Source organism: Ruegeria sp. BG10 (assembly GCF_056538575.1).
On record NZ_JBQFTI010000005.1, the window covers coordinates 152,439 to 170,960 of the forward strand.

19 protein-coding genes and 1 tRNA gene are annotated in these 18,522 nt (G+C 55.9%); 11 read left to right on the top strand and 9 right to left on the bottom strand.

Features of this window, described 5'->3' with window-relative positions; genetic code table 11:
- The first annotated feature begins 40 nt into the window (after nucleotides 1-40).
- A complete protein-coding gene (locus ACR0D8_RS17840) occupies nucleotides 41-1,060 on the top strand; it encodes a S1 family peptidase (protein ID WP_480648525.1) in 1,020 nt (339 codons plus the stop codon).
- 121 nt (nucleotides 1,061-1,181) lie between these two features.
- On the opposite strand, the gene ACR0D8_RS17845 is transcribed toward ACR0D8_RS17840, so the two are convergent.
- A complete protein-coding gene (locus tag ACR0D8_RS17845) occupies nucleotides 1,182-2,030 on the bottom strand; it encodes a M43 family zinc metalloprotease (protein ID WP_480648527.1) in 849 nt (282 codons plus the stop codon).
- A gap of 64 nt (nucleotides 2,031-2,094) precedes the next feature.
- Entirely contained in the window at nucleotides 2,095-2,829 is a 735-nt protein-coding gene (locus ACR0D8_RS17850) for a hypothetical protein (protein ID WP_480648529.1), read from the bottom strand.
- 1,206 nt (nucleotides 2,830-4,035) lie between these two features.
- Here ACR0D8_RS17850 and ACR0D8_RS17855 point away from each other — a divergent pair.
- Nucleotides 4,036-5,229 (top strand): hypothetical protein, encoded by a 1,194-nt coding sequence (locus ACR0D8_RS17855; RefSeq protein ID WP_480648531.1) that lies wholly within the window; start codon nucleotides 4,036-4,038, stop codon nucleotides 5,227-5,229.
- Between the two features lie 1,362 nt (nucleotides 5,230-6,591).
- Here ACR0D8_RS17855 and ACR0D8_RS17860 read toward each other — a convergent pair.
- Nucleotides 6,592-6,667, bottom strand: a tRNA-Ala gene (locus ACR0D8_RS17860).
- 142 nt (nucleotides 6,668-6,809) lie between these two features.
- Entirely contained in the window at nucleotides 6,810-7,136 is a 327-nt protein-coding gene (locus tag ACR0D8_RS17865; RefSeq protein ID WP_475163220.1) for a TIGR02300 family protein, read from the bottom strand.
- 100 nt (nucleotides 7,137-7,236) lie between these two features.
- Here ACR0D8_RS17865 and ACR0D8_RS17870 point away from each other — a divergent pair, with 100 nt between their 5' ends.
- The 3 genes from ACR0D8_RS17870 to ACR0D8_RS17880 all read left to right on the top strand — a co-directional run bounded on the left by ACR0D8_RS17870 (nucleotide 7,237) and on the right by ACR0D8_RS17880 (nucleotide 9,849).
- Nucleotides 7,237-7,932, top strand: coding sequence for a M48 family metallopeptidase (locus ACR0D8_RS17870; protein ID WP_480648534.1), 696 nt, complete (start codon nucleotides 7,237-7,239; stop codon nucleotides 7,930-7,932).
- Between the two features lie 30 nt (nucleotides 7,933-7,962).
- Nucleotides 7,963-8,610 carry a GntR family transcriptional regulator gene (locus ACR0D8_RS17875; RefSeq protein ID WP_480648535.1) on the top strand — a complete coding sequence of 216 codons (648 nt, stop codon included), beginning with the start codon at nucleotides 7,963-7,965 and terminating at the stop codon, nucleotides 8,608-8,610.
- Nucleotides 8,611-8,721: 111 nt separating this feature from the next.
- On the top strand, nucleotides 8,722-9,849 hold the full coding sequence (locus ACR0D8_RS17880) for a lytic murein transglycosylase (protein WP_480648537.1): 1,128 nt from the start codon (nucleotides 8,722-8,724) through the stop codon (nucleotides 9,847-9,849).
- Nucleotides 9,850-9,853: 4 nt separating this feature from the next.
- Here the strand turns inward: ACR0D8_RS17880 and ACR0D8_RS17885 are convergent, their stop codons facing one another.
- Complete coding sequence (locus ACR0D8_RS17885) at nucleotides 9,854-10,816, bottom strand: acetyl-CoA carboxylase carboxyltransferase subunit alpha (RefSeq protein ID WP_480648539.1); 963 nt, start codon at nucleotides 10,814-10,816, stop codon at nucleotides 9,854-9,856.
- Nucleotides 10,817-10,937: 121 nt separating this feature from the next.
- Between ACR0D8_RS17885 and ACR0D8_RS17890 the strand changes: the two genes are divergently transcribed.
- Nucleotides 10,938-11,771, top strand: a complete 834-nt coding sequence (locus tag ACR0D8_RS17890; protein ID WP_480648541.1) for an AraC family transcriptional regulator — start codon at nucleotides 10,938-10,940, stop codon at nucleotides 11,769-11,771.
- Between the two features lies 1 nt (nucleotide 11,772).
- On the opposite strand, the gene ACR0D8_RS17895 is transcribed toward ACR0D8_RS17890, so the two are convergent.
- The gene (locus tag ACR0D8_RS17895; RefSeq protein ID WP_475163208.1) at nucleotides 11,773-12,369 is read right to left on the bottom strand and encodes a LysE family translocator; all 597 of its coding nucleotides are present in this window, start codon (nucleotides 12,367-12,369) and stop codon (nucleotides 11,773-11,775) included.
- Nucleotides 12,370-12,442: 73 nt separating this feature from the next.
- On the opposite strand from ACR0D8_RS17895, the gene ACR0D8_RS17900 reads away from it, so the two are divergent.
- Together ACR0D8_RS17900 and ACR0D8_RS17905 are read left to right on the top strand one after the other, a co-directional pair.
- Nucleotides 12,443-12,895 carry an Lrp/AsnC family transcriptional regulator gene (locus ACR0D8_RS17900; protein ID WP_480648543.1) on the top strand — a complete coding sequence of 151 codons (453 nt, stop codon included), beginning with the start codon at nucleotides 12,443-12,445 and terminating at the stop codon, nucleotides 12,893-12,895.
- 114 nt (nucleotides 12,896-13,009) lie between these two features.
- On the top strand, nucleotides 13,010-13,588 hold the full coding sequence (locus tag ACR0D8_RS17905; RefSeq protein ID WP_480648545.1) for a PA14 domain-containing protein: 579 nt from the start codon (nucleotides 13,010-13,012) through the stop codon (nucleotides 13,586-13,588).
- A gap of 41 nt (nucleotides 13,589-13,629) precedes the next feature.
- Here the strand turns inward: ACR0D8_RS17905 and ACR0D8_RS17910 are convergent, their stop codons facing one another.
- A complete protein-coding gene (locus ACR0D8_RS17910) occupies nucleotides 13,630-14,592 on the bottom strand; it encodes an L-malyl-CoA/beta-methylmalyl-CoA lyase (protein ID WP_480648547.1) in 963 nt (320 codons plus the stop codon).
- A 295-nt stretch (nucleotides 14,593-14,887) separates the two neighbouring features.
- On the opposite strand from ACR0D8_RS17910, the gene dgcN reads away from it, so the two are divergent.
- The 3 genes from dgcN (at nucleotide 14,888) to ACR0D8_RS17925 (ending at nucleotide 17,791) form a co-directional block, all read left to right on the top strand.
- Nucleotides 14,888-15,889 carry an N-acetyltransferase DgcN gene (gene dgcN / locus ACR0D8_RS17915; protein WP_480648549.1) on the top strand — a complete coding sequence of 334 codons (1,002 nt, stop codon included), beginning with the start codon at nucleotides 14,888-14,890 and terminating at the stop codon, nucleotides 15,887-15,889.
- A gap of 64 nt (nucleotides 15,890-15,953) precedes the next feature.
- Nucleotides 15,954-16,919, top strand: coding sequence for an N-acetyl-D-Glu racemase DgcA (gene dgcA, locus ACR0D8_RS17920; protein ID WP_480648551.1), 966 nt, complete (start codon nucleotides 15,954-15,956; stop codon nucleotides 16,917-16,919).
- An 11-nt stretch (nucleotides 16,920-16,930) separates the two neighbouring features.
- Nucleotides 16,931-17,791: a D-amino-acid transaminase gene (locus ACR0D8_RS17925; RefSeq protein ID WP_480648553.1), complete on the top strand. Its 861-nt coding sequence runs from the start codon at nucleotides 16,931-16,933 to the stop codon at nucleotides 17,789-17,791.
- A 44-nt stretch (nucleotides 17,792-17,835) separates the two neighbouring features.
- Here ACR0D8_RS17925 and ACR0D8_RS17930 read toward each other — a convergent pair whose 3' ends face one another.
- Together ACR0D8_RS17930 and ACR0D8_RS17935 are read right to left on the bottom strand one after the other, a co-directional pair.
- A complete protein-coding gene (locus tag ACR0D8_RS17930; RefSeq protein ID WP_475163192.1) occupies nucleotides 17,836-18,150 on the bottom strand; it encodes a DUF1244 domain-containing protein in 315 nt (104 codons plus the stop codon).
- A 101-nt stretch (nucleotides 18,151-18,251) separates the two neighbouring features.
- On the bottom strand, nucleotides 18,252-18,491 hold the full coding sequence (locus ACR0D8_RS17935; RefSeq protein WP_475163188.1) for a DUF6868 family protein: 240 nt from the start codon (nucleotides 18,489-18,491) through the stop codon (nucleotides 18,252-18,254).
- Nucleotides 18,492-18,522 lie beyond the last annotated feature (31 nt).

Genomic DNA, 18,522 nt, shown 5'->3' on the forward strand with positions numbered 1-18,522 from the left:
TAGCTGAAGAAATGAGGATTATTGGATTCGGGGTTTTACTATGAAAATATACTTTTCCTACCTTATGATATCAATTTCTTTTATTTCCGGGTTGTTGCTAGCCGACAGTGCGATTGCTCAAACACCGCCTAAGTTCAATCAGCGCGTTCTAGTTTTCTTGTGGGCCGAAGACCCAGAAGCGCCCGGCTCTGAAAGTTGGAGGGCCCTGGGCACTGGATTCTTGTTAAGTGCCAAGGGCGACATCTTGACGGCCAAACATGTTGTAAATGGGACAGTTGAGGGAGAAAGGATCGTCGCTTCGATAGCTACTAAATCAGCGTATCCAATCTCTATCGATTCCTCCGATATCGAGTGCGCTTCAGGCTCGCTAGACATCTGCTTTGTTAGTGTGAACCCTGGGTCGCTTATACATTTGAACTTCGGTGAATTTGGTGGTTTCGGTTGCTATGATCTTGAGTTGGATCAACGTCTAAGAGGATCTGGATTTATTGGTGGCGAAGATCAGCAAGCCGGATCAAGCCATCCTGTCGGTACCGTGATTTCAACAGAATTACCTGGAAACAAAGTTGGAACGGATTTGGCACTCGAAAATACTATGAGTGGTGGCCCGATCACTGACTCATTAGGGAATATTGTTGCGATAGTTACTGGCGGAGCAGGTCAGAATATGACAGTTGTTACTCCAATAGGCCGTGTCAAAAGTAACCTTGAAAATCGTGGGTATCAGTGTGAAGCGAGTAAACCGGAAATTATAAAGGGAGTTGTGCCACAAGAGTACTTCGTTCAAGGAGAGGTTACATGTAAGGGTGGCGGAGCATCTGGCGGCGAGGCAGTCGAAATAAGTGAACAAGTTTGTTTGGCCGCGCCTCAAGGTATGGCAATCTATGGGTCTATTGATGTTCTTGAGCAGAGTGGAAAGTTTGCAACTTTCGGAGCTGCGGAATACGATTCTTCGGGTGAGAAAGTTTGCGTTCAAATCGCTTGCGATCCTCCAGATCAGCCATTTGGCCCTGGCGGGTGGGCAAAAGTCCTATACAAAGTAAAGGCCGTAAAAAAATGACTTACAGAGTATTCGGTTAGAAGCACCTTTTCCTTTCGTCTACAAGCTTTGACATTGGACCAAACACGCATTTTGTCCTAAAATGTTGCCGTGAGAGACAAAGAGAAATACTAATGTAAGTTTACAATGAATAAACTGCGATGACGCAATTCCTGTCGCGTTGGGTGATGAACCCTGCTCTCTGATAGCTGGAACCATCTTTAGTCCAACTACTGGGTATCTGGTACATCATTATGGATTCTTTATTTAATTTTTGGTCGCCAACGCACACTGCGTTTTCACCGAGTGGCGTGAGAATGTTGCGATAAGTCATTACTGAAGTCCAACCACGTTTCTTCATGTCGCTTATCACTTTATCCTTATTAAACTGTATTCCGTTTGGAAAGAGATGCTCATGCCTCAAACCCAGTGCGTGACCGAACTCATGTTGAACCGTTGCGCTTCGGTTAAAGTTGGCCAAGTTCATAGTCGCCTTTGATTTAGAACGCTTGCGATTGTCTCGCCCTAAATAGGAGTTATTCCTAGTTCCACCCAAATTTATTCTAATGACTGATTCTTCTTGGTTAACACTAAAATCAAAGTCTATTAATTTGCCAAGATCGCCTTCCAGCCATTCCATAGCAGCATCTTTTACCATTTTTTGCTGTTTTGGAGTGCCGTTCATAAAATAGCAACCCAAGGTTATCTTGTTACCATTGGGTGTTAAGCCGTCACTCTTTCTCCAACGTTTGGGCAGTAGAAATGTCCCGTATTCTGTTATTTTGAACTCTTCAATAATTGCCTGCTGAGTTGGTGAAAAATTGTCGATCACTAAACCGCCATCTGTTGGCTCAATCGTGGAGCAAATCTCAATCTCTTCTGAAGGGATTGCGGTTTGATCGTCGCCCGCACTAACGGCTAAATTTGGGAAGGATGCACAACAGGCCGAACTACAGGCTGATGCCACGAAGCTTCTTCTCGAAATCTTCATAATTAAACTCCAGTCTAAGACAGTTAATTTATCTAGTATCGGCGTTCCTACCCGAATTTGTATACTAAAACCCAAATTCACCAACGAGCAATGCCTTCTGAATCGGTTCGTCTAAACCCATCCCAGGTTCGAGCACGATACCAAAATCTTCCGCTGTTGCCTGAACTGCTGGTGGAAAAGCTGCAAGCGCCGCAAGTTTATCTGCTTCGGACACTCGATGGTCGGCACATGCACCAGACCTGTTCCACAAGCGCCTGGAAATCGGGCCGGCCACGGTGTAAGAAATTGTACCGCCTGCAACGTCATTTTTGTCGACTTTACCTGCGACTTGAAGTGCTTTTATTGACTCTGCAATGATCAAGGCGGAGTCTCTAAAGTCAAGTTCCGCATGCTTTCTTTCCTGTTCGGTCGGAGTTCCGTCCACATTACAATGATGTGCTATGAACAACCAATCATGGATCATGTAAGCTGGTGCATAACCCCAGGGAGAGAACCCATTAAAAGCTGAAGCAATTCTTGGGATCGATCCCCCATCGGTATACATGATTTCAGGGGAAATTGGGTCGCCAATTACTTCGCCATTATCGTCGATCCGAGTAAAAGTTAAGGGATCTTCGGGGTTCGGTACAAACACAAAGCTCCCATCACCAAGGTAGGATGAACCTTCTCCAACCCACATCACAAAGAGCTTTCCGGAAAACTTTCCGTTCTCACTTACCTCCGAGTAGTCAAGTTCTGCACAGTTGGATAGTGCCAAAGAGGCTAACGATAAACACAACGCAGATTTAGAAGTACGCATTTAACACCTTAAAGGAGTGATGAATTCTGTGTCGACAATTCACTACATTAACATAAATCAACGAGACTGGCGCAATTGATTGCAACTTACGCCCAATGTTCGAGGTGCCGATAGATCAAAGATAACTTAACAAAATAATAACCCTCTAGAGTGTAAAATGCAAAAGCTTATTGCTTCCGGTGCTGGCTTCGCGGTCTTTGGTGGGGATTTCAGTAATGTGACGAGGGGAATCTGAACAACTGGAAACCTCTAAACGGTAGTTGGCCTGATTTGACTGGTCTAGTTTGATTGTTAGTGCTGACTGGCCTCCTGTCCATTGAGATGGTGTTTTCTGGTGCCGGCGGACTTGCTAGTATTCGACAAGATAAGTCGATCGCATTATCCAAAAAGATGAAAATGCCCTGAATGAGCGTAGTCTTGACGAAATGTCCGAGAATGATGATCGGCGGGCTATTGTAAAATTTTGGATTTCATCTTCTTGGAAACAGCAAAAGCGGCAGGTCTCCAAATGCCAGGGATCGAACGTGCCTACATGGGAAGTGATGCCCGTTATGTAGCTGCAACATTAGAACGTTGGACTAGGGCAAACGGTCAATAACTGATACCGAATGATTGGCCGGTGCGAACCTGATGTCAGTGTTAATTGCCGATTGAAGCCGCTAAAGTCTGGGAAATCAATATATTTCAGCAGCTTAAACTTAATTTACCACTCCAAATTTCAAAAGTTATTCACGAAGTGATGCACTTTGATGTAACCCATTGAAATTACATCTGGAAGCTTGATTGAAAATCCTCGTGTCGGTGGTTCGATTCCGCCCCCGGGCACCACTACTGAAATCAGGCGTAGTGAATTCAGTTGGTTACGGTTTTATTTAGTCCCACCGCCATGCTTGCGGGAAAAAGTGGGGCTTTTTGTCCGTACTTTAGCCAGAAAAGTAACGCATTTAGCCACCTCCAACATGGACATTGATAGTCTCGATAGAGAAAGGTGCTTATTGTGCAGCTTGTGATCTAGGATCTTGACGTAAGCATTCCTCCACGGTCTTCCCGACTTTAGGAAGTGTCATTCGTCATCGGTCTAACTTCCTTTTGAGTGAATTGTGGATGTCCCAATCTTCCAAGTTCGATAGTCTATATGTCCTCGTTGCCCACAGATAGTTTGACCCCAATGTTCTGACTGGAAGAATGAAATTTCGAGGGCGCACTATGGCCAAGCATCCAGAAATCAAAAGAGCCGAGCTTAATAAGTTGGTGTGGAGCAATCCGATGAAGTATATGCCCGAGGTCGTTGGTGTTTCCGCCGCTTCGGTTAAAAACGCTTGCAGAAAGTTCGACATTCCTGTGCCTGATCGCGGGCACTGGGCAAAGCTGAGGGCCGGAAAGTCACCCAAGCCAGCCAGTTTGCCGGATCGAGCGCCTGGAATGTCCGACGAAGTTGCTTTTGGCGTATATCATTATGGGTATGGCTCGACGGTAGACTTAGACGCGCCCTTGCCACCGGCACCAACTTTTGAAACGCCTATAGAAGATGTGCGGGCGGCGGTTGCCAAAAAAATTGGCAAAGTGACCATGCCGAGAGGTAAGCACGCATGGCATCATGTCATTCAACGCCTGTTCGCGGCAGAAGATAAGAGGCGTGCCAAAATTGCCGAAAGCAAGTGGGCCTACTTGTGGGACAAACCACTCTTTGACAATCCGTTCGAGTTGCGAAGACTAAAGATATTGCATGCTATTTTTATGGGTGTCGCCAAATGCGGTGGCAAACCCGGTATTGCGGGCAAGGAGGCCGTCAACATCTCGATTAGCGTGAATCAGCAACACGTTCCGCTAAAACTACTGGCAACCTCAGATTTAAAGCGCAACAACAACTACCGTAGCGCTGACAACCCTCATCCTGCCAAAGAACCCTTGTCGCTAATCGTTCCGAACTACATGCGCAGTAACGATGTCCGGATGTCATGGGTGGATACGCCAGACACAAAGCTTGAAACGCATCTCACCGAGATCACTGTGGAACTTGTGGTGCAAGCTGAAGGGTCGTATCGCGAAAGCAAGCAGCACCAACATGAATGGCGAATGGAGCGAAAAGCGGACGACGAACAACGCAAGGCAGAAGCTGAGGCGGCGCGACTTGAAAGGCTTCGCATCCAGAACGAAAAATTCGAAGCTGCGAAGCGTGAAATGCTCCTTGGGCATGCTCGCGACCTCGATCACGCGCGAACACTGCGCCGTATGGTGGATGACGTACTTGCTCAAAAGGGCGATGCCATCGAAGAAAATACAATGGATTGGGCGAGATTTGTCAGGGCGGAGGCTGAAAGTATCGATCCGATAAACGGAAATCGATTTCTCGACGTGATGCGTATGAAACTTGATAGCTTCGCTGGCAGCGGCGACTGATCCTTCGTTGTGAGCGCTTGTCTTCTTCATTCGGATGACCCCCACCTCGAAAGTCAAGCGTCCTACAGGGCGAGCTAAGATCGAGACAAAGAACGTTTCCTACCGATGTCGAAGTAAGCCCCGTCACATGAGTTCGCGGCGATAAAGGCCGAACTTCGTGGTCTTGAATTGAATCCGTATGGCTTCGACGGGCTGCCTGCGAAAAATATGTGTAAAGTCGGAAGGTCTGACATGGCTCGTCGTGACAGTCCTTGGGGTGAGGCAGGCGACCAAGTAACAAACGTCTGATACGGGCAGGCCGCTTCAAAGTTGTGCAGACAACAGCTATCCGTATGGCGGGTGTGTGTTTGGCGCGGGGTTCAAGTGCCCAGAGTTCAATCTGTCGCACCCGCATTGTCTGAGAGTAGATAATATAGAAGAAAAAGTTACAACCATTTGACAAATAATTATAAATTTGGTCTCTTTTGCTAAGGGGCTGCGCCGACAATCCGATCAAATCAGAAGTCGTTTTCAGCGACATTGAGCGATGTCATGGTGACGCGACTCACGTTTTCTATAAATAGATTGGCACATGCCAACAGAAGAAGAGGAGCAGTATGGCGAGCAGGAAAGCCGCTCAAGTTGTGAACGGCACTGCCGAAAGCGCCTGTGGGGGCTTCTTTGAAATTGTGACTGGAGCACTGCTGAAATTGGCGTGAGCGCGTTCTGCGGTGCTTACAATCGCGCTGGGCTTCGTGCTGAAATCGTAGCTCTCGAACGTCTTATCGTGTTCCAGCAGAGCCTTGTAAAAACTGGCTTGCGTTTTTCGAATTTCATCAAGGAATGCCCATTTGGTCTCAATCGATTGGGTTTGTACTACATCAGCGGCATCGCCAAATTTTGGTATTCCGGCGTGGCATATTCCTTACCCATCAACTGCCAATAGTCTTCGTTATCCATCTAGTAGTATTGGAGGGTATCAATCATGCGCTCCTTCTCAGGACCAGTGAATGGGCCGAGTTCATCCCTGCGCGCCTTTGCCCTTTTCAACACTCTCTTGAAATGCCCGTGCACATTTGCGCGTAGTTCGCCGTAGTTCATGCCTGATTGTTCTATTTGCTTTGTTATTGTGTCGCCGCACACTGCAAGACGCCGTGCCAGAGTGCCAGCCTCTTTAGGGCATCGCGTACACAAAGACACCCGAAGGGTCCTACGTGTGGTGCTTGGTCTAATGTGGGGATTTGACCTTGTGTCGGGCAGTGGCCAACGGAAGTAGTAGATGCCATGTCGGGACAGTGAGAGATACGCATGCAGCTTCATTTTGTGTCACACCTGTGTGTCACACCGCTCTAGTGCTTGCTATCTACTTGTATTGTTAGGTTTTGGTGGAGCCTAGGGGAGTCGAACCCCTGACCTCTTGCATGCCATGCAAGCGCTCTCCCAACTGAGCTAAGGCCCCATCCAGGGACTGCCGAAGCAGTGGACGGACGTTTATGAGACGGCGGCGGCAAGTGCAAGTCCAAAAAATGGAAATCGCCAAAAACTTTCCGGCCCCGGTCCGAAGGTGGTTCGAGGCGGCGCGGGGCCGCCTCTGACCGGTATCAGCTCTCGTCTTCCGACGACATATCGGTGATGTCGTCCAGCGAGACATTGTCATTGTCGTCGGCGTCATCGTCCAGCAGATCATCATCCAGATCGACATCGACGTTGTCGTCATCGTCCAGAACCAGATCCTCATCCGAAGCGTCTTTACGCGCTTTGGCCGAGGCGGCGTCTTCCGCATCTGCGGCGATCATCCGGCTTTTGCCGGTCTCAAGCTCCACGATCTCGCCAGTGTAGGGGCTGATGATCGGGTCCTTGTTCAGGTCGTAAAACCGCTTGCCGGTTGTCGGGCAAACGCGCTTAACGCCCCATTCTTCCTTGGGCATGTCAAATCCCCTTGATATCAGGTGAGTCGTAATAACGATTCAGGTCACGTGCCACATGCGGCGGGCACTGTCAAAGCCTTTGAGCAGGAGAAACAGGCATATGGGAGATCACGCACTGCCCGGCAAGCCTCCGGTGCCACTGAAGCTGCGCAGATCGGCACGCGCGCGGCGCATCAGCCTGCGAATTTCTCAGCTGGACGGGCGGGTTACACTGACCTATCCGCAGGGCGTCCCCGAGGCCGAAGCGCTGAATTTCGCGCGCACGAAGGAAGAGTGGATACGCCAGCATTTATTGGATCGCCCCGACCCCGCGACCATTCAGTTCGGGCAGACCATCCCCGTTGAGGGGATTGAGCGGCGAATCGTCCCGGCAAGCGGTCGCCGGGTTCAGTTGCGGGGGGGCGAAATTGCGGTGCCCCGGGACGCCGAGGCGCGGCGTCTTGCCAGGTTCCTGAAAGAGCTGGCGCGCGATCGTCTGACCGGGGCCTGCGATGATTACGCGGCGATGCTGGGACGTCCCTATACCAGCCTGACCATCCGCGATACACGCTCGCGCTGGGGGTCATGCAGTTCGGCGGGCGGTCTGATGTTTTCCTGGCGGCTGATCCTCGCGCCCAGCGAGATCCTGCATTATGTGGCCGCGCATGAAGTGGCGCATCTGGCCGAGATGAACCACTCGCCCGCCTTCTGGGCTCAGGTCGAACGGATTTTCGGCGACTACCGGGATCAGAGGCGCTGGCTGCGCGACAACGGGGCGCAGCTGCACCAGTACAGATTCGACACCAACCCGAGTTGACCCCGGGGCAGGATGTGATCACATGGGGCCATGTTGACCGCACGTTCCTCAGACTCTCAGACCGCAACGCATGACCGGGTCTATCGCGCCCTGCGATCGCGGATCATGCATGGTGAAATCGCGCCGGGTCAGGCGTTGACGCTGCGCGGAATCGGCAAGGAGTTCGACGTGTCTATGACGCCGGCGCGCGAAGCGGTGCGCCGTCTGGCTGCCGAAGGGGCGTTGTTTCTGTCAACTTCGGGCCGGGTCTCGACGCCGGAGCTGACCAATGACCGGATCGAAGAGCTGGCGGCGCTGCGCGCGTTGCTTGAAGTGGAACTGGCCAGCCGCGCGTTACCACGGGCGCATATCGCGCTGATCGACCGGCTTCAGAGCATCAACATGACGGTTGCCGAGATGGTGACGAAACGTGATGCGGTCGGGTATATCCGCACCAATCTTGAATTTCACCGCACGCTGTACCTGCGGGCGCAGGCCCCGGCGATGCTGGCGATTGCGGAAACGGTCTGGTTGCAACTGGGGCCGACCATGCGGGCGCTTTACGGGCGGCTGCGGCGGACCGAACCGCCGCATTACCACAAGCTGATCATCGCCGCGCTGAAGGCGGGCGACGAGCCCGGTTTGCGTCTGGCGGTTCGTTCAGATGTGACCCAGGGTCTGCGGATGCTGGTCAGTTAGGCGGCATGTCGCCGAGGCCGCCGGGAGACGCAGGTTCGGCATGGTCGTTCTGGCTTGCGCGCCGGGTCTGCGATATCCTGACCCAAATCACAACAAGAGCAGATTTCAGCCATGATCAATCGACGGATGTTTTCAATTGGGCTTGGGTCGGCCTTGCTGGCCGCCTGTTCCACCGGATCCCCCACCAGCGCCCCCGCATCGCGCATGCGAGCAGTTCCCAATGCGGGCTGGGACGCCTGGGTTGCGGGCTTCAAAGGGCGTGCCGCGTCGCAGGGAATTTCGCAGACCACGCTCAACCGGGCGTTTCAGGGTGCGGGGTATCTGCCGGGGGTGATCGAACGGGACCGCAATCAGGTCGAATTCAAACGGTCGCTTGAGGATTACCTCGCCATCGCGGCCTCGGACGAGCGGATCAGCACCGGCCAGCAGATGATGGTGCGGCACGCCGGCACTCTGTCGCAGATCGAGGCGCAATATGGGGTCGATAAGGAAGTTGTCGTTGCCGTCTGGGGGCTGGAAAGTCGCTACGGCGCCCGGCGCGGGGATGTGTCGGTGGTTTCGGCAGTGTCGACGCTGGCCTATGACGGGCGACGCGGCGCGTTTTTCGAAAAGCAGCTGGTTGCCGCCCTGAAAATCATTCAGGAGGGCGACACGTCACCGGCCAACATGACCGGAAGCTGGGCGGGTGCGATGGGCCACACGCAGTTCATCCCAACCTCTTATCTGGCCTATGCGGTGGACTTCACCGGCGACGGACGGCGGGACATCTGGTCTGACGACCCGACGGATTCGCTGGCCTCAACTGCGGCCTATCTGGCCCGCGCCGGATGGGTTCGCGGGCAGCCATGGGGTGGCGAGGTCGGTGCGGTGTCGGGCACTCCGGTCGCCGTGTTGCAGCCGCAGAAGCCGGGACCGCGCATCGCGGTGTTCCGCAATTTTCAGGTCATCAAGCGCTACAACAACTCCGACAGCTATGCGATCGGCGTCGGGCATCTGTCCGACCGGATTGCGGGCGGCGCGCCGTTTCAGGCGTCGTTCGGGCCGGATGCAACCGGTCTGACGCTGGAGGACAGGAAGGACTTGCAGCGCCGTCTGACGTCTGCGGGCTATGACACGCAGGGCGCAGACGGGGTAATTGGTAACAACACCAAATCCGCCATCAGTGCCTATCAACGTGCCAATGGTCTTTCGGCAACCGGTGAGCCGTCACTTGCGTTGCTGCGCAGGCTGGGCGGCTGACGGGTTACGCGGCCAGCCCTTTCGATCCGATATCCAGGAATTTCTGGCGGCGGTCCTTGATCAGAGCCGCCGCGTCCTTGCCGTCCAGCTCATTCAGCATGGCAGCAATCGCGGCACGCACGGCTTCCACGGTGGCGGGACGATCCCGATGGGCACCGCCTTTGGGTTCCGTAATGATATGGTCGCAGACGCCCAGTTTATGAAGGTCCTGTGCCGTCAGCCGCAGCGCCTCGGCGGCTTCGCGCATCTTTTCCGAATCCTTCCACAGAATCGAAGCGCATCCTTCCGGCGAGATTACCGAATAAACCGAATGTTCCAGCATCGCGACACGGTTCGCCGTCGCAAAAGCCACAGCCCCGCCCGAGCCGCCTTCGCCGATGATCACTGACACCAGCGGCACGCCGATTTTCAGGCACATCTCGGTCGAACGCGCGATGGCCTCGGATTGCCCGCGCTCTTCGGCCCCTTTGCCGGGATAGGCACCCGCCGTGTCGATCAGGGTAATCACCGGCAAACCGAACCGGCCCGCCATTTCCATAAGACGCACGGCCTTGCGATAGCCCTCGGGGCGGGCCATGCCGAAATTCCGCTCGATCCGCGATTTGGTGTCCGATCCCTTTTCGTGGCCGATCACCATCACGGGCTGGTCATTGAACCGCGCCAAACCGCCAATCACGGCCAGATCGTCGGCAAAGTTCCGGTCGCCCGCCAACGGCGTGAATTCGGTGAACAGCGCCTCGACATAATCCTTGCAATGTGGGCGTTCGGGGTGGCGGGCCACCTGACATTTCCGCCACGGGGTCAGATCACCATACAACTCGTCCAGCAGCTTGGCGGCCTTGGCGTCCAGAGCGGCGGCCTCTTCAGCCACGTCCATCTCTTCGTTGGCGCGGGCCAGGGCGCGCAATTCCTCGGCCTTGCCTTCAATTTCGGCCAGGGGTTTTTCGAAATCCAGATACTGGGTCATGACGCCTCTCAACGCGGAAGTTCCCTGCTATATGACCTGACGTCGCCCCGGATGCAACTCAGCAAGATTTGTGGATACGGAATATGCGACTTGGGAAATGCAAAGAGAAGGAAGGATGCCGATGGCAACCAGCTACGAGGATCGCGTTCTGCGCGTTTTGGCCTATATCCACGACCAGCCCGCCGGCGACTTGTCGTTGGACGCGCTGGCAGATGTCGCCGCCATGTCGCGGTTTCACTGGCATCGTGTGTTTCGGGCCATCACAGGTGAAACCTGTGCGCAGGCCGTTCGCCGGATCAGGCTGCACCGCGCCGCCTGCTGGCTGGTACAGTCGGACAGGCCGATGTCGCAGGTTGCGACCGATATCGGTTATCCCAATCTGAATTCTTTTGCGCGCGCCTTTTCCGAGGCCTATGGCAGCAGCCCCGCTGCCTTTCGCAGGGCCGGGCAGTTTCTGCCCGCCCATCCACATTTCAGAACCGGAGGATATCCCATGCATCCCGTGACCACCCGAACCGAACCCGCGCGCCGGGTCATCGCCCTGCCGCACAAAGGCGCTTATGCCGAGATCGGCAAGAGTTTTGAAGCCTTTGGCGCCCTGTGCGAATCCCGTCAGCTTTGGCCCCAGCTTGGACCGGCCATCGGGCTGTACCTCGACAGTCCCGATGACGTGCCCGAGGATCAGCTGCGCAGCTTTGCCGGGGCTGAATTCCGCGGCGACGCGACGCCCGAGGGCATGGAAGGCATGGAGATACCCGGCGGCAAGACCGCGGTTCTGACCTACAAAGGCCCGTATTCGGGCCTGGCCGCCGCCTATCACACCCTATTCGGCAACTGGCTGCCGGAATCGGGCGAGGAACCGGCGGATCGGCCTTGCTATGAGATCTACCTGAACAATCCGCGCGATACGGCCCCGGAGGAGCTGTTGACCGAAATCTGCCTGCCGCTGAAGTAGCTCAGGTCGGCCACAGGACCGGGTAGAGTGATGCCACCAGCAGGGCGGCCATGGTCCAGTTGAACACAACCAAGCGGCGCGGATTCGTCAGGATTCGCGCCATCTGCTGTCCCAGAACCGTCCATGTGCTGACCGAAGGCAGGTTCACGGCTCCAAAGATCAGCGCCACGATCACGATGGCGGTCAGTGTATGATCCGGCGCATAGGCAGTCGTGGCCGTCAGCGCCATGGCCCACGCCTTGGGGTTGACCCATTGAAACGCGGCCGCTTGCAGAAATGTCATCGGCGAACCTGATGTGGCGCCTGTGCCAGCAGGGGCGGCGTGTGCGATTTTCCAGGCCAGATACAGCAGATAGGCCACCGAGCCGAGCTTCAGCACCGTGTAGCTGACAGGGTAACGGTCGAACAGCTGAACCAGACCGGCCCCAACCAGTAGTACCATGAAGGTGAAACCCAACCCGATCCCCAGCATGTGCGGAACCGTTCGACGAAACCCGAAATTAGCCCCGGATGCCATCAGCATCAGATTGTTTGGCCCCGGCGTTATGGACGAGACGAAAGCAAAGGTGATCAGTGCCAGCAGGATGTCATAGGTCATGGCGCGGATATTTGCGGCAAATCTGCCAAATGAAATTGCGTTATAATGCGTGAGTGCGTTAGTTTTGCAATTAATGACGAAGATTGATCAGATAAACCGAAAGATATTGCGTGAATTGTCGCGCGATGGCCGCATTAGCAATCTGGAACTGGCCGATCGCGTCGGGTTGTCGCCCTCGGCCTGCCTGCGCCGGGTGCAGGATCTGGAACGGGCTGGTGTGATCTCGGGCTATCGTGCGGTGCTGAACCCGGCGGCGATGGGCGTCGGCTTTGTCGCCTATATCGGCGTGGGGCTGGGCGAGCATACAAAGGCTGCACAGGAAGGGTTCGAACGTGCGTTGCAGCGCGCGCCGGAAGTGGTGGAATGCCACAACATCACCGGCACCATCGAATACCTGCTGCGGGTCGAGTGCGCCGATCTTCCGTCCTACAAAACCTTCCATACCGAGGTGCTGGGCACCCTGCCGCATGTGACGTCCATCACCTCATACGTGGTGATGGGATCGCCCAAGGACATGCGTGCCTGACCGGGAAATGTGATCCTCAACCGACTTGCGGGGCAAATCCTCTCGTCCTACTGTCTTTGGGATAACCCTATAAGAACGGGAAAACCCAAGGGGTCCACACTCAGGGAGAAGATCATGAAATTCGTTCGGACCGGAGCGCTGGCCGCAGCTGTGGCGTTAATCGCCGGGGCAGTTATGGCCGCCCCGCTGAAACTGCAACCAGCCAGCCCGCAGCCCAGCCCAAAGGCGGGGCTGAATGTGAAATATGCGTGGGAAGGGAACCCGCCGCGCAAGATTCAGAACCTCACCAAGGTCAAGCAGATGGCCAAGAAGATGCAGCCGGGTCAGCCACTTCGGGGTTTGGACTATCGCGACACCACCGAGGGCGACCCGGTTCTGACCTTCAACGAAGCCTTCAACGTGGCGGCGGAAATCTCGGGTTACATCCGGTTCGACTCGCCCGGCATTTATGAGCTGGAAACCTGGTCGAATGACGGAATCGACGCCTGGGTCGGCGGGCAGCAGATCGGATATTTCAACGGTCGTCAGGGCTGTGAAGCCAATCAGCGCACCGAGGTCGAGGTACCGCAAGCCGGGTGGTACCCGTTGAAGATCAGCTATTTCCAGAAGTACGGTACGTCCTGCCTGATGATGAAATGGGGCAAACAGGGGGAGCGGTTCACCTGGACCCCCAACAACGTGTTTGGCCGATGAAACAAAAGGCGCCCATCGGGGCGCCTTACATTAGTACGGGATCAGCCGTTGGCGGCGATCAGTTCGGCCTGCGCCACGATCACCTCGGCCTGTTTGATCGAGGCGATATCGACCAAACGCCCCTTATAGACGGTCGCACCTTCGCCATTGGCTTTGGCCTGTTCCATCGCTGACAGAATCTCGCGCGCCTCCGAGACGGCCTCGTCCGACGGGGTGAAGACCTGGTTGGCCAGCGCAATCTGCTTGGGGTGAATGGCCCATTTGCCCACCATGCCCAGCGTGGCCGAGCGTTTGGCCTGTGCGATGTACCCCTCATCATCCGAGAAATCGCCGAACGGCCCGTCTACGGGCAGAACGCCGTGGGTCCGGCAGGCGGCAACGATGGCGGCCTGAGCCCAGTGCCAGGGATCTGACCAGTGTTTTTCACCCTCGCGCAGCATGTAATAGTTTTCCTGCGTGCCGCCGATCCCTGTGGTCTGCATGCCCATCGAGGCGGCAAAATCCGCAGCACCCAGGCTCATCGCCTGCATGCGGGGGGATGCGGCGGCGATTTCCTCGACATGCGCGATACCAGCGGCGGACTCGATAATGACCTCGAAACTGACTGGTTTTGTCCGGCCCTTGGCGCGTTCGATGGCAGTGACCAGCGCGTCGACGGCATAGACGTCTGCCGCGCAGCCCACCTTGGGGATCATGATCTGGTCCAGCCGGTCGCCCGCCTGTTCCAGCAGGTCGACCACATCGCGGTACCAATAAGGCGTGTCCAGACCGTTGATACGGACCGACATGTATTTGCCGCCCCAGTCGATTGTGTTCAGCGCGTCGATGACGTTGGCCCGGGCAGCATCCTTGTCCGACGGAGCCACCGAATCTTCGAGGTCGAGGTTGATCACATCCGCGGCCGACGCGGCCATTTTCGGGAACAGCTTGGTGTTCGATCCCGGCCCGAACAACTGGCAGCGATTGGGGCGCGCGGGTGCGGCGGGTTGAATGCGAAAGCTCATCTGGACCTCGTGCAAGAAAGGAAATTGCGATTTTCTTGCCTCATGGGGTATTAAATTGCGCAAGCATGCGCAAGCGTCTTTGTGCAGTCGCGGCAATGCATCCGCAGCATTTGCCGGATTGCGGGAAATATGAGGTGATTAAAGTTTAATCGCTTTGAAAACCTGAAAGATTCGTGCACGGATTTAAAAACTGACGCAAAATTTTCCCGCACGGCGGGGCGTTGGCGGTCGAAAACGCGAAACACTCGTCTGGCCCGTCCCATAGCCTGCGTCGGAATCAAAGGAGTGCACGGCAATGATCGAGACACCGTATCTGCTGTTTTTGGGCGACGCGCCCGACCAATTGGCGGCCAAGGTCGCAATCGGAATCCGCGACTGGCGCCCGGAAAATGCCGTTGGCCAATACAGGATGGACGGTTGCAAGGCGGATCTGGGGCTGACCGACATGTCCCTGACAGAAGCCAAAGAGGCCGGCGCCAAGACCTTGGTGATCGGCGTTGCCAACCGTGGCGGCGTGATCAGCCAGGACTGGAAAAAGGTTCTGGTGACGGCGCTGGAGGAAGGGTTCGATCTGGCGTCCGGCCTGCATAATCTGCTGCGGGACGAGCCGGATCTGGTCGCCGTCGCCGAAGCCACCGGCCGCAAACTGCACGATGTGCGCGTGCCCGAGGTCGAATACCCGATCGCCAACGGGATCAAGCGCAAGGGCAAGCGTTGTCTGGCCGTGGGGACCGATTGTTCGGTCGGTAAGATGTACACGGCGATGGCGATGGATGCCGAGATGCGCGCGCGGGGCATGAAATCGACCTTTCGCGCCACCGGCCAGACCGGGATCCTGATCACCGGTGACGGCGTTCCACTGGATGCCGTGATCGCGGATTTCATGGCAGGGTCCGTCGAATGGCTGACGCCGGACAATGATGACGACCATTGGGACCTGATCGAAGGGCAGGGATCCTTATTCCATGTGTCGTTTTCGGGCGTGACCATGGCTCTGATCCATGGCGGCCAACCGGATGCGCTGATCCTATGCCATGAGCCGACCCGCGAACATATGCGCGGCCTGCCGACCTATACTTTGCCGTCGCTGGAAACCCTGCGCGATACCGCACTTGCGCTGACCAAGGTCGCAAACCCGGAATGTCAGGTCGTGGGCATCTCGGTCAACACCCAGCACATGAGCGAGTCCGACGCGACCGCCTATCTGGCCAAGCTGGAGGCGGACATGGGTCTACCTGCAACCGACCCGTTCCGCTTCGGGTCGGGCAAGCTGGTCGACGCGCTGGCCGCAATGTGATCAAAGGACCCCGCCGGAGGATACTTTCGGCGGGAAATTTTCGAATAGATAAAGGAGCAGGCGCGTGCAGATTGAGGTCTCTCGTGATGTATTCCGGCTGGCTCAGGTCTTTACGATCTCGCGCGGGTCGCGGACCGAGGCAAAGGTGCTGACGGTTCGTGTCTCCGATGCAGGCCATCAGGGGTTGGGCGAATGCGTGCCCTATGCCCGATATGACGAGACGCTGGACTCGGTCGCGGCTGAGATAGCCAGTTTGCCGGATGCGTTTGATCGCACTCAATTGATGGACCTGCTGCCTGCCGGCGCGGCCCGCAATGCCGTGGATTGCGCGCTGTGGGATCTTGAGGCCAAGCGCGCGGGCAAACGCGTCTGGGAACTGGCCGGGCTGCCCGTGCCGGGGCCTGAGATTACCGCATATACTCTGTCCCTGGACACGCCTGAGAAAATGCAGGCCCAGGCAGCGGCCAACGCGCACCGCCCTTTGTTGAAGATCAAGCTGGGCACGCCGGATGACATGCCCCGGCTGGAGGCCGTTCGCGCGGGCGCGCCCAATTCAACGATCATCATTGACGCCAATGAAGGCTGGTCAGCCGAAGTTTATGCTGACCTCGCACCGCATCTGGTGCGGCTGGGTGTGGCGTTGGTGGAACAGCCATTGCCGGCGGGTAGCGACGACGCGCTGATCGGGATGGAGCGACCGGTGCCGGTTTGCGCTGATGAATCCTGCCATGACCGCACCAGCTTGCCAGCGCTGAAAGGCAAATATGATGTGGTCAACATAAAGCTCGACAAGACCGGAGGTCTGACCGAGGCGCTGGCGCTGCGCGAACAGGCGCTGGCCGAAGGCTACAAGATCATGGTCGGCTGCATGGTCGGCAGTTCCCTGGCCATGGCACCTGCGACACTGCTGGCGCAGGGTGCGATGGTAACGGACCTTGACGGGCCGCTTCTGTTGGCCGAAGACCGCGACAACCCGCTGAATTTTGATGACGCCGGAGTGCACCCGCCTGCGGCGGCGCTCTGGGGCTGAGGAGACAAGACATGACCCGCACCGTTTACGTGAATGGCGATTACCTGCCCGAGACCGAGGCCAAGATATCCATCTTCGACCGAGGGTTTCTGTTCGCTGACGCGGTTTACGAAGTCACCAGCGTTCTGGACGGCAAGCTGATTGATTTCGAAGGCCATGCCCTGCGTCTCAAACGGTCATTGGACGAACTGGACATGGCCGCGCCCTGCAGCAAAGCGGATCTGCTGGAAATTCACCGCAAGCTGGTCGAACTGAACGGCATCGAGGAGGGTCTCATTTACCTGCAGGTCAGCCGTGGATCGGATGGCGACCGGGATTTCGTATTCCCTTCGGCGGATACCAAGCCCAGCATCGTGCTGTTTACCCAGAACAAGCCGGGGCTGGCCGACAGCCCGGCAGCCCGGAAAGGGGCCAAGGTCATCTCGATCGAGGATATTCGCTGGGGTCGTCGCGACATCAAGACCGTGCAGTTGCTGTACCCGTCGATGGGCAAGATGATGGCTAAGAAAGCGGGTTGCGACGACGCGTGGCTGGTCGAAGACGGCTATGTGACCGAAGGCACAAGCAACAACGCCTATTTCGTCAAAAACGGCAAGATTGTCACCCGTCCGCTGTCCAACGACATCCTGCACGGGATCACCCGCAAGGCGGTTCTTCGCATGGCAGCCGAGGCGCAGATGGAAGTCGAAGAACGCCTCTTCACAATTGATGAGGCGAAAGAGGCGGATGAGGCGTTCACAACCTCGGCCAGCGCATTTGTGATGCCGGTGGTCGAGATTGATGGCGTGGCACTGGGCGATGGGACGCCGGGCCCGATCGCCAAGCGTCTGCGTGAGATTTATCTGGACGAAAGCCGCAAGGCCGCGATCTGACAATATGGCCCGCCGGAACGGCGGGCCTTTCTTTTATCAGCGCGTCAGCTCTTTTTGCCGACGTTTTCCTCGAACGCGACCTCGAAAGCCGCCTGTTTTTCTGGGCTGGCCTCGGTTTGATAATTGGCTTTCCATTCATCCATCGTCATGCCGTAGAAAATCTGGCGGGCTTCATCCTTGCCCATCTCGATGCCCTTTTCATTGGCGGCTTCCTGATACCAGCGCGACAGGCAGTTGCGGCAGAACCCGGCCAGATTCATCATATCGATATTCTGAACGTCGGTGCGATCTTCCATGAGGTGTTTCTGCAACCGGCGGAACGCGGCTGCCTGAAGTTCGATTTCCGTTTGTTTGTCCATTGTCTGGCTCCGGGTGGGGTTCATAAATGCTGGCTTTGACCTAACAACCTGGCCGCGGTGTTACAACAAACGGCAGGCTGTCAAATACATGCGACCACGCCTTAAGCCAGTTTCAGTGCCAGCCACGGCATCAGGCAAAAGATAAGCGTCAGGATCTTATAGTTCGCAAGATACCGGAAATACGCGCGCTTCACTTCCGGGCGCTCCATCTGAAACATCCGGGCGTGAATACCTGAAATCCGATCCTGCATCAGCACGATCATCAGCGTGGTGAACAGCAAAACCGCGAAATTCAGTACGGTCATCCAGCCGAAAACGGCCGTTAGAAACTCCTGGGTCATCAGGACCTCCTTTCCCTTGGAATATGGGGGT

What these genes read in the sequence shown, in the direction of transcription:
- ACR0D8_RS17840 (WP_480648525.1), top strand. Translation starts at nt 41, where the DNA reads ATGAAAATATACTTTTCCTACCTTATGATATCAATTTCTTTTATTTCC.
- ACR0D8_RS17845 (WP_480648527.1), bottom strand. Translation starts at nt 2,030, where the DNA reads ATGAAGATTTCGAGAAGAAGCTTCGTGGCATCAGCCTGTAGTTCGGCC.
- ACR0D8_RS17850 (WP_480648529.1), bottom strand. Translation starts at nt 2,829, where the DNA reads ATGCGTACTTCTAAATCTGCGTTGTGTTTATCGTTAGCCTCTTTGGCA.
- ACR0D8_RS17855 (WP_480648531.1), top strand. Translation starts at nt 4,036, where the DNA reads ATGGCCAAGCATCCAGAAATCAAAAGAGCCGAGCTTAATAAGTTGGTG.
- ACR0D8_RS17865 (WP_475163220.1), bottom strand. Translation starts at nt 7,136, where the DNA reads ATGCCCAAGGAAGAATGGGGCGTTAAGCGCGTTTGCCCGACAACCGGC.
- ACR0D8_RS17870 (WP_480648534.1), top strand. Translation starts at nt 7,237, where the DNA reads ATGGGAGATCACGCACTGCCCGGCAAGCCTCCGGTGCCACTGAAGCTG.
- ACR0D8_RS17875 (WP_480648535.1), top strand. Translation starts at nt 7,963, where the DNA reads ATGTTGACCGCACGTTCCTCAGACTCTCAGACCGCAACGCATGACCGG.
- ACR0D8_RS17880 (WP_480648537.1), top strand. Translation starts at nt 8,722, where the DNA reads ATGATCAATCGACGGATGTTTTCAATTGGGCTTGGGTCGGCCTTGCTG.
- ACR0D8_RS17885 (WP_480648539.1), bottom strand. Translation starts at nt 10,816, where the DNA reads ATGACCCAGTATCTGGATTTCGAAAAACCCCTGGCCGAAATTGAAGGC.
- ACR0D8_RS17890 (WP_480648541.1), top strand. Translation starts at nt 10,938, where the DNA reads ATGGCAACCAGCTACGAGGATCGCGTTCTGCGCGTTTTGGCCTATATC.
- ACR0D8_RS17895 (WP_475163208.1), bottom strand. Translation starts at nt 12,369, where the DNA reads ATGACCTATGACATCCTGCTGGCACTGATCACCTTTGCTTTCGTCTCG.
- ACR0D8_RS17900 (WP_480648543.1), top strand. Translation starts at nt 12,443, where the DNA reads ATGACGAAGATTGATCAGATAAACCGAAAGATATTGCGTGAATTGTCG.
- ACR0D8_RS17905 (WP_480648545.1), top strand. Translation starts at nt 13,010, where the DNA reads ATGAAATTCGTTCGGACCGGAGCGCTGGCCGCAGCTGTGGCGTTAATC.
- ACR0D8_RS17910 (WP_480648547.1), bottom strand. Translation starts at nt 14,592, where the DNA reads ATGAGCTTTCGCATTCAACCCGCCGCACCCGCGCGCCCCAATCGCTGC.
- dgcN (WP_480648549.1), top strand. Translation starts at nt 14,888, where the DNA reads ATGATCGAGACACCGTATCTGCTGTTTTTGGGCGACGCGCCCGACCAA.
- ACR0D8_RS17925 (WP_480648553.1), top strand. Translation starts at nt 16,931, where the DNA reads ATGACCCGCACCGTTTACGTGAATGGCGATTACCTGCCCGAGACCGAG.
- ACR0D8_RS17930 (WP_475163192.1), bottom strand. Translation starts at nt 18,150, where the DNA reads ATGGACAAACAAACGGAAATCGAACTTCAGGCAGCCGCGTTCCGCCGG.
- ACR0D8_RS17935 (WP_475163188.1), bottom strand. Translation starts at nt 18,491, where the DNA reads ATGACCCAGGAGTTTCTAACGGCCGTTTTCGGCTGGATGACCGTACTG.